Origin of the sequence: Thiothrix nivea DSM 5205 (assembly GCF_000260135.1) — a bacterium.
Lineage (GTDB): Bacteria > Pseudomonadota > Gammaproteobacteria > Thiotrichales > Thiotrichaceae > Thiothrix > Thiothrix nivea.
In genome coordinates this window covers 2,753,728-2,766,729 of sequence record NZ_JH651384.1, presented here as the reverse complement: position 1 = coordinate 2,766,729, position 13,002 = coordinate 2,753,728, and the positions used below count along the sequence as shown (strand labels likewise).

Genomic DNA, 13,002 nt, shown 5'->3' with positions numbered 1-13,002 from the left:
TTGTTGTTCTATGTTATTAACTGAGCCGTAAATCTGGCTGAGTGTTATTCTTCGTCTGGATTGCTGTTCAGGTATTCTTCAATTTTTGGAATGATGGATTCATACCAATGAACTGATTGGACTTGGAAGCTCTTTAAATTATTGGTGCTTGTATCTGAATAGACACCATACTCTTTACCGGACTCTGTTAGCTCCCATGGGCATCTATTACTTGTCCCCTTGGTAAGGTAGCCCATATCTACTAATAAAGGATTTACAGCTCTTACAGTGAGTCCTGTAATACGTTTTGCTATGTCCTTTGCGCCAATACGTGCTTCCTGCTTCGTAGATGTCAGATAGTTCATATCCAACTTATCAAGGACATTGACTGTGGTGGTTCTCATGACAGCTTTATTAGCTGCAATGGCGGCGAGGTTACTGTCATTTGCTACAAGTAATGCTACTTTATGTGCGGACTCAAACAGCTTGAATGATGTATCCATAAGGTTACTGCTTTCAATTAGGTCTGAACTGATGGCTGCTGAATAAGAACCAGTTCTCCTGATAGATGGTAAGACTTCTTCTGTTACCCAATCTTGAAAGGCTTCAGCTTCCTGTTTCTGAGACTTCATAATGAGACGATATACATCAGATTCAGGAATGATTTTGTAAATCTGTTCTCCTGAATTGGAGGGTAGCGTGAATTCCACACCCCCCCTACAATGTGTTCTGACAGCTTGTTTTGTATCTGTATATCCTAATGCTGTTGCTACTTCCTTGCCGATAAACCAAATGCTGTTGTCACGTTCATCTGTAAGAATGGTAAGGCTGGTATCTTTGAAATTAAAAGTTCTGTCGTTAATGACTTGCAGAAATGAATTATTCATATAAGAATACTCCTATAGGTATTTTGGGTATTGGTTCGAGAGATACCTATGAAAACTCTCTTTTGTTGAGATTTTAAAGGCTGCTTAGTTAAAGTAAGTGGCCTTTTTTATTGCCTATTGATATAGGTCATATAATCAAGATAGCTGATTTAATTGGATTGTCAATGCTTATGTGGAAGTATTTTATGGTATTTATTGGAGGCGATTTGTTTACTCATGCAGTAGGTATATTGGTATTAATAACTATTGTGCCAATTGACCGCAGAAGTTCACTACGTTCACACCTGCTATGGAGTAGATCTAAATATAAAGAAGGAAGCTACTAAAGCAGCATCCTGAAGAAAGTGTAATTGAAGAAGCAGCAGACTCTGTGCTAACAGTGTCGTAAGACTAAAGCTCCTGCAAAGACGGTAGAATGCTTTAAATGCCTAGAGTCTTGGGACTAGATAGGTTCAATGAGATAGTTGAATGTAGGCGATTCTGAAGGGTTTCAGATGAGTGAAATAAAAAAAGCCCTAAGAGTAATGGCTCAAAGGGCTGTAGGATATAACCGAATTGCATGAAGCAAAATTAATGGATTGTCAGATGAAGAAAATGAATTAAAAAAGGACTGACTTAGAATATTCTGCTCCAATGAATTTATAGTAGGGTGAAAATTTTAAGATGTCAAAAGAATATTGAATCCTTTAGGGGAATTGATGGCGGCGATTCTTCAATTAGTTAATGTGAATAAAAGTAAATATGGAGACTGGATATGAAAAAGATTGGTAGGCATAGAAGGAATAGCAGTTGTATCAGCTTTAAGAGACTGGAATGGATGATGAATAGAAAATATAGAGGTTTGGTATCTATGAATTATCGGATGGGTTTGGTAAATGGTATCAGTGAGAAGAAGTAATGGCGCGATTTCTTCTATCTGATGCAATTACTTCTATTTTGGGTGAACTGATATACTTGTCCTTGGCGCATTTGGTTAAGGAAAGCGCCGGACAAACAACAAGAGAATAGTGTTAAGCGTTCACTCGTATCGGAAAGTAATCTCGTTCACTTGGTATGTGAAAAAATCGGGGGGGATTATCTCTACAATTATTTATCCAACTTCACAAGTTTCAGTTGTCTAAACAAGTGACCAGAACATTCGTCTCATTGGTTCGACTCACTTTCCATTTATCAACTTCATCAAGTTGCTCTAATAACTATTGGTCTCTTCATCCAACTTCAAGGGTTGGTAAACAACCCATACCAGTTGAATTCATCGTCCAAAAGTAGAGCCACTATGATTCATTTCTAAATGTAATCTAATCACTGCGTCAAATACCAGTTCGTCATTACCATCCAGCTTTTCATATCACTTCATTTTCGTACATCGCTGTCTGATAATTGCCTTCCTGTTTTCTCCTATCGGATATAGACACATAGCGTTAGCGAGTGTCCACGGGTAAACCTTGATATTAATATATAGCAAAGATAGAAAAAAAAAGAGAGAAACCCCTGATAATCCTCTCCACTGAGGATCACCTAATCTACCCCCTAAAACCAGTATCCATGACTAGAATTTAAACGCACATAGGCTTTCTCTCAAAAATTACCCCCATTAATGAGAGAAACTGATTGACTCCCTAACCACTTCTGTTATCTTGGAGGTATATAAAATAAAGATGACAAATAGCAAAAAGCCACTAACGGCAAATTAGCGGCTTTAACAAGAATAACATAAAGGACGAAATCTATGTTTTCTGAACTACCCAATAGTTCTATAACCAACAGTATCAGTATAAAAACAATAAAGTCAACAAATATACGGGAGTTTATGACAAGTAACCCACCTTCCATTAAACCTGTTGAATTAACCGACGACGACACATTTCCATTGGCAGAAGATGCCCCATTTGGCCATTTATCCTGTCTGCTCTCGATCAAACTATTAGACCAGTGGTTCCCTGATAATGAATCCATTTTTATTAATACCGACCCAGGTTCAGGTAAATCTACCTTTGTTGAATGGAATATTCGCCTACTTGAAGGTCATGCAGTTCAGTTGGTTGTCTTTCGTAATGAAATGGATACGATGGCGCGTAATCTGTGGCTGAATCATGGCATTGAACCCAGCCAGTACGTTTCCGTTGAACAACTGAACCATATCCATTCCAGTGATGTTGCCCAGGCCGTTACCGTCCAGTCCTATACCAATGTGCTGTTCAAGTCCTATGCCTCCCGCTTGTATCCTGATGTGAAATTTACTGACTCAACCAGTCCCCAAGAGTTGGAATCCAAGGTGCTTGCTGCCGTTAAAGGTAAAATTGTCTTCATCGACGAATCCGATTTCATCATCCAGCAAATCATTTCAGAAACCAGCCCAACTTTTGAGGGGAAAACGATTACCGTCACCAAGTCGCAGAATATCAAGAACAAGTTGGAAGCCCTCCTATCCTTCTATCGGGATATTCAGGTGGTCGCCAAACGTATCCTGTTCATGAGCGCCACTTCCAATGACGACTTTAACCATATCCTTGAACAACTGGGCGTACAGACCATTACCCCCGACTTTCTGGAACAACAGTATCAAGAACGTCATCATCGTCCCCTGAAACTTATCTCCTTTAACCTCAAGAAAATCAGCTATGTCCGGTATGCACAAAAACGGCTGGACAGTAACACTTATGTTTCCAATCACATCATTGCCGATTACCTGTTAGATCATACTTACAAGAAAGCACTGATATACAGTACCCGTATCAGCATCGAGACAACGGCTAACATCATCGTGCAGGCCATACGTTCAAAGCGTACTGTCAAGGTGATTACTTCTATCGAGAGAATCAATGCAGGTTGGGAGGTGTATGTCGCTGAGGACGGCAGAAGAAGCAAAAAAGTCAGCAAGTTGAACCGCTTAGGAAGTTTTCAACAATCGGTGCTAAAGATTGTATCCAACAAGCTGGGGTATGATGAGTACGACAAGGACATTTTTGAGATCGTTAAGGATGAAGGTGGCAATCAACAGGAAGAAATTGAATCTCACCTCAACGATGACGTGATTCAGAAATATGACATTGTGCTGATTACCACATCCAATGCCAGAGCCGTTTCCCTGACTTCTCTGGAGGGTGAAGATGTACTGGTCATAACCGATGAGAACAACAGTAATACTGAAGTCGTGCAATCATGGGCAAGATTCAGGAAGGCACACGTTCATGCTGTCGTCTTGAGAAGGCATAATCGCGCCATTCAATCTGCCAGGGATGTTACTGCATTACAATTCAGCCAATCAGTCGATGAAGAAGGCAATGTATATAGAACACCTGTCTCAGAGTTTGACCACTTAACAGCACATCTTGGTGGTCACATTAACAGGGATACCACTGATTACAACGAGATGAACCAATTATGTGTAGAGATTATGAACCACTACAAGGAGCATGGCTTAGGTAACGGGGCGATAGCTTGCGTGGAAGACATCAAAAGGTGGAGTAACCTTCCTGTAGAAGAAGAAATTGTCAGTAAGTACGCAGACTTTGAAGTGATGACCAAGGATGTCAATAAATACATCAAAGTCAGCAGGAAGGGGAGAGCAAAAGGGCTGGGAACCAAAAATCAGTCTAAAAGAATTGCACTAGAAGCCCTCTTAAAGGATAACCCCAAGATAACATACAAGGAGATTGTTACTCATTGTGAGTCTGAACTTGACTGGAAACCGAGCAATAACATCATCAACAGTGTAAAAGCTGGGCTGGTGGGAAAACAAGAGTCGGTAAGCGCATCATGAAAACAACAATATCTAAGCTTTTGGTATCAATGGTGGAAGCTAACTAATTGAAAAGGTTGATTCACTAACCGTTAATCTGAAATCTATAGCGCACAATAATAGCCGTGGTAAATTTCGATAAACAATCCCTAACAACAAAAGTGAGATGCCTTAATGAATAGTCGCCCAACTTTTTCAATGGATAATAAGACCCCCCTAACACTTGTGGAAGGGACTACCTATCAGATTAATGGCATCAACTTAGAAGCACCATTTAAGCTGACCCCAGAACAAGAAGGCGCATTGGAAACCATTATTAATGATTTCATTCATTCAGAGAAGAAGAATATAAATGCCTTTGCCTTCATGGGGTATGCGGGTACAGGTAAAACTTCCATCATCAATATAGTGGAGCAATACCTTCAACAGATGGGCGCTACCATTGCTTTTACCGCCACTACCAATAGAGCCGTAGAAGTGATGAAGGCTAACAATGTTTCTTCTAATGCTTCAACCATACACAAGCTTTTAGGGTTGCAATTACACATTGATATTGAAGTTTATAATGCAGATTTGGCGAAGCTGATAAAAAGAAATAGTAGTCTTCCCAGATATGATTTTGTTGTGATAGATGAAGCTTCGATGATTAGTGATAGTTTGTATCTTTCTATAAATAACTACTTTATAAGAACGCTTGGTACAAGGGTTATCTTTATGGGCGATCCCGCGCAGTTAAGACCCATAAAGAGTGCTGGAACCAGTATGGCCTTGACTGAGCCTAAATTAGAATGTGAACTCACGGAAGTAAAAAGAACCTCCTCAAATGCTATATTGTCTTTGCTTACGGGGGTAAGGCAAGGTCAAGGATTTAGTTTGAATCCGTCCCAAGAGTATTGTTTTACTTCCAATAAGGAAGAATTTCTAAAGTATTCTTTTGAATCCTTTAAGCTTCTTAAAGAAAATGTGCTGCATTATCGTATACTGTGTGGAACAAATGCTGAAGTTGAAAGGTATAATGATTACTTTCATGTAGCATTATTTCAAGATAAACCAAATAATGAATACCATGTAGGTGATCTGATTATGGCTTATAAGAATGGAGCTGAAGATTTTCATAATGCCATGGATGGCTTTATAACTGAAATTGAGGATAAGGTATTTACTATTGGTGATCCAAAAAGGAATAATCAGGCAAACTATAAGGGTTATAATTTAAAGGTTCTTGTAAGTTCGCTACTTCCTCGGAGTTACGATAGTCTGGTGGAAAATGGTTATGAAGTGATACTGCCTGTTATTTCAAGAGAAAATGACTGGACTCCACTTAGAGCGTACTTGCATCAATTACACGATAATAAAAAGCAAGCAGATTATAATAAGCTGTTAAAGAATTATTACTTTCCAGAAAATATTTATAATCAGGATGAAAAAAAGGGCATTCCAAAAGGGATTGACTATGGTTATGCAATGACTGTTCATAAGAGTCAAGGAGGGACATACAGTAATACAGGTATAGTTATTGATTCTTTTGAGTCCTTTAAATGGGATGAGGATAGCTACAGGCAAATGTTGTATGTGGCTTTTAGTCGTTGTAAAGATAGCTTTGTTGGTTTGGTTAGCGGTGCTGCGGATACTATTGCATTTGCCACAGCAGATGAGGTTTCAGATCAAGCAAGCCAGCATGTTGAATCTGTTTCGATGCCATTGCCTGATAATGTTAATACAGCCGATTGGGAAACAGGTTCACAGAATAATAATGTTGGAACAATCATCCTTGATGTTGGTAATGCAACCAATGAAGAAACAAGACAGTTGAATTATGATGCTGAAGAAATTCCATTTTAGTTAAAACAATTACCCATCAGTGAGTGCTTGAAAAACGGGATTTTTGGCTATGATTTTTTGAATGCGCTCCTGGTTCATTACGTGATGTAGTGACGTTTATTTTCGCCTTGGAAGCTGGGCTATTTGTGAGGGTTCTGGAGATAATCTGGAACCTTCTTTAGTTTCAGTTTAGGTGCTTATTGGAGGACTGGATGAAGAGTGATTTAGGCAGGTTGGTGGTTTACATTGAAAGGTTGGTTGAACAGTGAGATTAGCCTGTCACTTACGTGCAGGCTATCATTAAAGTTCATCGCCCGCACCAGCTCCTGCGGCGGTTCGATGTCCTTGATTTCGATGCGCAGTACTTTCACACCCCAGGCATTGGTAGCTTCGTCGACAATGGAGAGCACCCGCGCACCGATTTCATCACGCTTACTGAGCAGGTGGTCGAGCTCCATGGAGCCGCACACCGAACGCAGGTTGGTCATGGTCAGGTTGAGGATAGCGTTGTTCAGGTTGGCAACTTCATACGACGCTTTGGCCGGGTCGAAAACCTGATAGAACACTACGCCGTCGATGCTGACGTTGGCGTTGTCAGCGGTGATGACCTGTTGCGGGAGGATGTCGAGCACTTGTTCCATCATGTTGACCTTGCGCCCAACCTGATAGATGACGGGGATCAGCAAACCGAGGCCGGGTTGCAGGGTGTAGACGTATTTACCGAAGCGTTCAACGGTGTAGGCAAAGCCTTGCGGCACCATTTTGACGCCCATGAAGATAAGTGCGCCGATGAAGATCAGCACGGCGATGGCGAAGGATGAGAACATGGGAGGCTCCTTGCAGCTATGGCGAGTTGTTGTTTCTATTGGGCTTTAGTGTATCGCCAAGGGGGTTGGACTGCGAACATTTCCGGACAAAGGCGGGGTTAAAGGAATATCGTTAAACAAAAAATCCCCGCCAGTTGCCCAGCGGGGATTTTCGTGTAAACCCGACGGGTATCGCTTGTGCTCCACCCACCCTACAGATTGCAGATTGCCTTAAGCTTCAGCAGCCTTCTTGCGCTCAGCTGCTTCCTTGATAACCTGGTCGGAAACGTTCTTCGGACACGCAGCATAGTGCGAGAATTCCATCGAGAACTGGCCGCGACCGGAAGTCATGGTGCGCAGGTCGCCGATATAACCGAACATTTCGGACAGTGGCACGTCAGCCTTGACGCGCACGCCGATAGGCGCAGTGTCCTGGGACTTGATCATCGCACGACGGCGGTTCAGGTCACCGATAACGTCACCGGTATGGCTTTCTGGTGCGAACACGTCCACTTTCATGATCGGTTCCAGAATCTGCGGGCCAGCTTTTGGCATGGTCTGACGGTAGCCGCCTTTGGCCGCGATTTCAAACGCGATGGCTGAGGAGTCAACCGCGTGGAAACCACCTTCGCGCAGGGTGACTTTCACGTCAACGACAGGGTAGCCAGCCAGTGGGCCTTTGCCCATGCTTTCCTTGAAGCCCTTGTCGATCGCAGGCCAGAATTCGCGCGGAACGGAACCACCGACAACCACTGATTCGAATGCGTAGCCTGCACCCTGTTCGTTGGGTTCGATGGTGTAGTCGATTTTACCGTATTGGCCGGAACCACCCGACTGCTTCTTGTGGGTGTAGCTGTCTTCTACGCGGGCGGTGATGGATTCACGGTAAGCAACCTGTGGTTTGCCGACTTCCACTTCGATACCGTGGGTACGCTTGAGGATGTCGACCTTGATGTCGAGGTGCAGTTCGCCCATGCCCTTGAGGATGGTTTCGCCTGTTTCCTGGTCAGTTTCAACGCGGAAAGATGGGTCTTCCTGAATCATTTTGTTCAGGGCCATACCCATTTTCTCGGCAGCACCCTTGTTTTTGGGCGCAATCGCGATGGAGATAACCGGATCAGGGAAGACCATCGGTTCCAGCGTAGCTGGCTTGTTCACGTCACACAGGGTGTGGCCGGTCTGCACGTTTTTCAGGCCAATCAGGGCAACGATGTCACCCGCCTGGGCTGTTTCGATTTCGGAACGGTCGTTGGCGTGCATCTCCACCATACGACCAACACGCTCAGTCTTGCCGGTGAAGGTGTTGAGCAGGGTGTCGCCTTTTTTCAGCGTACCGGAGTAAACGCGCACGAAGTTCAGCGCGCCGAAACGGTCGTCCATGATCTTGAACACCAGCGCACGTACCGGGCGGGCTGGGTCAACGATGGCGAATTCGCCAGTCGGGTTGCCTTCCAGGTCAGTTTCAGGCTGTGGGTTGACTTCGGTCGGGTTCGGCAGGTAGTCAACCACGCCGTCCAGCACCAATTGTACGCCCTTGTTCTTGAAGGAAGAGCCAGGGAATGTCGGGAAGAAGTCCAGTGCGATAGTACCCTTGCGGATGCAGCGTTTGATGTCGTCGATGGCAGGCTCTTCGCCCTCCAGATACATCATCATCAGATCGTCGTCTTGCTCAACCGCCGTTTCGATTAGCTTGGCGCGCCATTCCTCAACCTGGGCTTCCATATCAGCCGGAACGTCCTGAATTTCGTACTTCATTGGGTCGCCGGAGTTGTCCCATACCCACGCTTTACGGGTCAGTAGATCCACCACGCCGATGAAGTTGTCTTCGATACCGATTGGCAGCGCCATTACGATCGGGCGTGCACCCAATACGTCTTCGACCTGCTTGACGACGCGGTAGTAGTCAGCACCGATACGGTCCAGTTTGTTGACGTAAATGACACGTGCAACCTTGGATTCGTTGGCATAACGCCAGTTGGTTTCAGACTGAGGCTCAACACCGCCGGAACCACAGAATACGCCAACGCCGCCATCCAGCACTTTCAGTGAACGGTAAACTTCGATGGTGAAGTCAACGTGCCCTGGGGTGTCGATGATGTTGAAACGGTGGCCTTTCCAGAAAGCGGTAGTCGCAGCGGACTGGATGGTGATACCACGCTCGGCTTCCTGTTCCATGAAGTCCATGGTGGATTCGCCTTCGTGTACCTCACCGATCTTGTGGATCTTGCCGGTCAGTTTCAGGATACGTTCGGTGGTGGTGGTTTTGCCCGCGTCAACGTGGGCAAAAATGCCGATGTTTCGGTAAAGTGTTAAGTCAGTCATTGTTCCAAATCTCAAAGAAAAACGCAGGAACTGCGAGTAAGGGGGCGATTGTAAAGCATCTTGAAGCACGGAGTAAGGGGAAATTCAAGCGCGAATCACAGAAAAATGTGATTTTTTTGTTGCGCCCCCCCTAGCGTCACGCATCCCAGTTGACGAAATTCTCCAGCAACTTCAAACCGTCATCGGCAGACTTCTCCGGATGTGCCTGAATCGCAAACACGTTGTCCCTGGCAATCGCGGAGGCATAGCTGATGCCATAGTCGGTTGACCCGGCAATCAGGTCTGGCGTCAGCGGCTCGACGTAGTAGCTGTGCACGAAATAGAAGCGCGCGCCGTCCTTTATACCCTTCCACAACGGGTGCTCCATTTGCTGCCAGACCTGATTCCAGCCCATTTGTGGAATCTTCAGGCGCACACCGATTTCCTGATGGACGTTGCCGAAATAGCGTACATTACCCCCGTATACGCCGAGGCACTCGATGCCATTGTTTTCTTCGGAATGCTGCATCAGCACCTGCATCCCCATGCAAATGCCGAGGAACGGTTTGGTCTGGATGACTTCGCGCACCACTTCAGCCATGCCACGCGTTTCCAGCTCACGCATACAGTCACGCGCCGCGCCCTGCCCCGGAAACACTACCCGGTCGGCTTGCATGATCATGTCGGGGTCGGAAGTAATCGCAACTGTTGCTTGACCGCCCGCCGCGTGCGAAACAGCACGTTCCACTGAGTGCAGGTTGCCCATGTTGTAGTCGATGATGGCGATTTTCTGCATTACAAACACCCCTTGGTTGAAGGCATGATGCCAGCCATGCGCGGGTCAAGTTCCAGCGCCATGCGCAGCGCACGCCCGCAGGCTTTGAAAACGGTTTCGGCAATGTGGTGCGCGTTACGCCCACGGATATTGTCGATGTGCAGCGTCACCAGCGCGTGATTCACAAAGCCCTGGAAGAATTCGTAAAACAGGTCAGTGTCGAAACTGCCGATGTGTGAACGCAGGTAGTCGGCGTGATGTTCCAGCCCCGGCCTGCCGGAAAAGTCGATCACCACGCGGGACAGCGCCTCATCCAGTGGCACATAAGCGTGCCCGTAACGGCGGATGCCTTTCTTGTCACCCACGGCTTTGGCGAACGCCTGCCCCAATGTAATGCCAATGTCTTCCACGCTATGATGGTCGTCGATGTGGCGGTCGCCTTGGCATTCGATGTCAAGATCGATCATGCCATGGCGGGCAATCTGATCCAGCATATGTTCGAGGAAAGGGATGCCGGTGTCAAAGCGGGATTGGCCGGTTCCATCCAGATTGATGGATACCTTAATCTGAGTTTCGAGCGTGTCGCGTGCCACGCTGGCGGTACGTTCCGTCATGGGTAAACCTGTGTTGCTGACTATCGGTAAATCTTACCACATCAGTCTGGCGCTACATTCCATGATTTCAATGATCATGATCGGCTGAATCCGGTGGAAATATTGCGGTGCGGCATATACAGTCTGTTGATTCGTCTGGAAGAGCCGTGATGACCCCACAAACACAACGCCTGAAAGTGCTGAGCGCAGGCATCTTGAGCCTGATTTTGATGCTGGGTATTGCCCGTTTTTCCTACACACCGTTGTTGCCGCTCATGCAGCAGCAGGCCGGGTTGGGAATATCGGCGGGTGGTTGGCTGGCAGCCATCAACTACCTCGGCTATTTCAGTGGGGCGCTGATTGCGTCCCTGATCAGCGATCTGGTGTTGAAAGACCGCTTGTACCGCATCGGCCTGATCGTCGCAGTGGTGACTACGGCGGGAATGGGCTTGACGGAAAATGCCTGGCTGTGGGCGATACTGCGTTTCTTCGCCGGACTGAGCAGCGCCGCTGGCTTATTGCTGGGTTCGGGGCTAATCCTGAACTGGCTGATCCGGCACGATTTCCGTAGCGAACTGGGGATTCATTTTGGTGGCGTAGGGCTGGGCATTGCCTTCTGCGCGCTGGCCGTCGAGCTGATGACGCAACATTTCAGCTGGGATCAGCAATGGCTGTTGTTCACCGGCATGGGCGTGCTGCTGATAGTCCCCGCCTGGCTCTGGCTGCCGCCGCCGGATACCAGCAACATGACCCGTAGCGGCAATGCGCTGGTGGATAAGCCGCCCGGCAAAGCCTTCCTCTACACCTTCATGGCGGCGTATTTCTGCGCGGGGGTGGGGTATGTAGTCAGCGCTACCTTCATCGTGGCCATCGTTGACCATCTGCCGGGGCTGGAAGGCAAGGGTTCGCTGAGTTTTCTGGTGCTGGGGCTGGCGGCAGCACCCGCCTGTATCGTTTGGGATTTGATTGCCCGCAGGATCGGCGACCTGAATTCGTTGCTGGCTGCTTTCGTGTTGCAGATTGTGGGCATCCTGCTGCCAGTGATGAGCGATAACCTGCTGGTAACATTTTTCGGCACGGCACTGTTTGGCGGCACATTTATTGGCATTGTCAGCTTGGTGCTGACCATGGCGGGGCGTTATTACCCGACCCGACCGGCCAAAATGATGGGGAAAATGACCGTTTCCTACGGGGTTGCGCAGATTGCCGCGCCTGCCATCACCGGCTTGCTGGCCGCCAAAAGCGGCAGCTATGCGGATGGTTTGTATCTGGCGACGGCAGTCATGGTGGTAGGTACACTGCTGATCCTGCGCTTGCGGCTGCTGGATGGATTCAGCGCTCAGCGATAACCGTGCAACACCATGTCGGCGTAACTGATGATGCCCACAATGTCACCGTTTTCCTGTACTGGCGCATGACCGATGCCGAAACGCTCGAACATGCGTGCGCAATGCCGCAAGGCCATGTCCGCCGGAACGCCCAGCACTGGTTTGGACATGATTTCATAAATGTTCACCCGGTCTGGCGAACGGTTCTTTGCCAGTACCTGACGGGCAATATCCGCCAGCAATACAATGCCACACTCATCATCCGCGTGGCGCTTGCGCACAACCAGCACGCTGGTTTCCGGGTGCTGCATCTGCGCCAGCGCTTGTCGCACGGTCAGCTTGCCATCCACCACGTCGAACGCGCTTTTCATGACATCGCGGGCGCGCAGGGTGTCTGCCGGTATGTTGCTCATAATGCCTCCTCCACCCGCTCCGCCAGCAGCTTGACCTGGTGCGAGACGCCTACGGCATCCTCCACATCGAGCTGGAAGGCAATACCCGCACCACTGCTGGATTCCATTTCGCCTACTTCCGCGATGATTTCCAGCACTTTGCGGCTATGGTGCTCCTCGACCAGGAACATCACCAGATCGCGTTGGGTTTCCAAGTTTAAACCCAGAAACGTGCGGGTCTGGCTGACGCCTTCGCCACGGGCATTATTGATGATGGTCGCGCCCATCGCGCCCGCCTTCCGTGCAGCCTCGATCACCTTGTCGGTTTTCTCATCGCTCACTAGCGCCACCAATAGCTTGAAATGCATGTCGCATCCT

The 13,002-nt window shown here is 47.4% G+C and carries 10 protein-coding genes; 3 read left to right on the top strand and 7 right to left on the bottom strand.

From position 1 onward, the window contains the following. Positions 1-44 precede the first annotated feature (44 nt). Complete coding sequence (locus THINI_RS23535; protein ID WP_002709187.1) at positions 45-866, bottom strand: BRO-N domain-containing protein; 822 nt, start codon at positions 864-866, stop codon at positions 45-47. Between the two features lie 1,810 nt (positions 867-2,676). Here THINI_RS23535 and THINI_RS13780 point away from each other — a divergent pair. Together THINI_RS13780 and THINI_RS13775 are read left to right on the top strand one after the other, a co-directional pair. Next, the gene (locus THINI_RS13780) at positions 2,677-4,629 is read left to right on the top strand and encodes a hypothetical protein (RefSeq protein ID WP_040839464.1); all 1,953 of its coding nucleotides are present in this window, start codon (positions 2,677-2,679) and stop codon (positions 4,627-4,629) included. 153 nt (positions 4,630-4,782) lie between these two features. Continuing rightward, positions 4,783-6,450, top strand: coding sequence for an ATP-dependent DNA helicase (locus THINI_RS13775; protein ID WP_002709184.1), 1,668 nt, complete (start codon positions 4,783-4,785; stop codon positions 6,448-6,450). A 203-nt stretch (positions 6,451-6,653) separates the two neighbouring features. On the opposite strand, the gene THINI_RS13770 is transcribed toward THINI_RS13775, so the two are convergent. From THINI_RS13770 to hisB, 4 genes are all read right to left on the bottom strand, one after another. Further along, a complete protein-coding gene (locus THINI_RS13770) occupies positions 6,654-7,256 on the bottom strand; it encodes an SPFH domain-containing protein (RefSeq protein WP_002709183.1) in 603 nt (200 codons plus the stop codon). 210 nt (positions 7,257-7,466) lie between these two features. Continuing rightward, complete coding sequence (fusA, locus tag THINI_RS13765; protein WP_002709182.1) at positions 7,467-9,557, bottom strand: elongation factor G; 2,091 nt, start codon at positions 9,555-9,557, stop codon at positions 7,467-7,469. Between the two features lie 136 nt (positions 9,558-9,693). Further along, positions 9,694-10,332, bottom strand: coding sequence for an imidazole glycerol phosphate synthase subunit HisH (gene hisH, locus THINI_RS13760; protein WP_002709181.1), 639 nt, complete (start codon positions 10,330-10,332; stop codon positions 9,694-9,696). After that, positions 10,332-10,925 carry an imidazoleglycerol-phosphate dehydratase HisB gene (gene hisB / locus THINI_RS13755; RefSeq protein ID WP_002709180.1) on the bottom strand — a complete coding sequence of 198 codons (594 nt, stop codon included), beginning with the start codon at positions 10,923-10,925 and terminating at the stop codon, positions 10,332-10,334. The genes hisH and hisB overlap by 1 nt, the downstream gene beginning before the upstream one ends. 149 nt (positions 10,926-11,074) lie before the next feature. Here hisB and THINI_RS13750 point away from each other — a divergent pair, with 149 nt between their 5' ends. Then, positions 11,075-12,253 (top strand): YbfB/YjiJ family MFS transporter, encoded by a 1,179-nt coding sequence (locus tag THINI_RS13750; protein ID WP_002709179.1) that lies wholly within the window; start codon positions 11,075-11,077, stop codon positions 12,251-12,253. Here the strand turns inward: THINI_RS13750 and THINI_RS13745 are convergent. After that, the gene (locus THINI_RS13745) at positions 12,244-12,645 is read right to left on the bottom strand and encodes a CBS domain-containing protein (RefSeq protein WP_002709178.1); all 402 of its coding nucleotides are present in this window, start codon (positions 12,643-12,645) and stop codon (positions 12,244-12,246) included. The genes THINI_RS13750 and THINI_RS13745 overlap by 10 nt on opposite strands. Next, entirely contained in the window at positions 12,642-12,992 is a 351-nt protein-coding gene (locus THINI_RS13740; RefSeq protein ID WP_002709177.1) for a P-II family nitrogen regulator, read from the bottom strand. The genes THINI_RS13745 and THINI_RS13740 overlap by 4 nt, the downstream gene beginning before the upstream one ends. Positions 12,993-13,002: the final 10 nt, after the last annotated feature.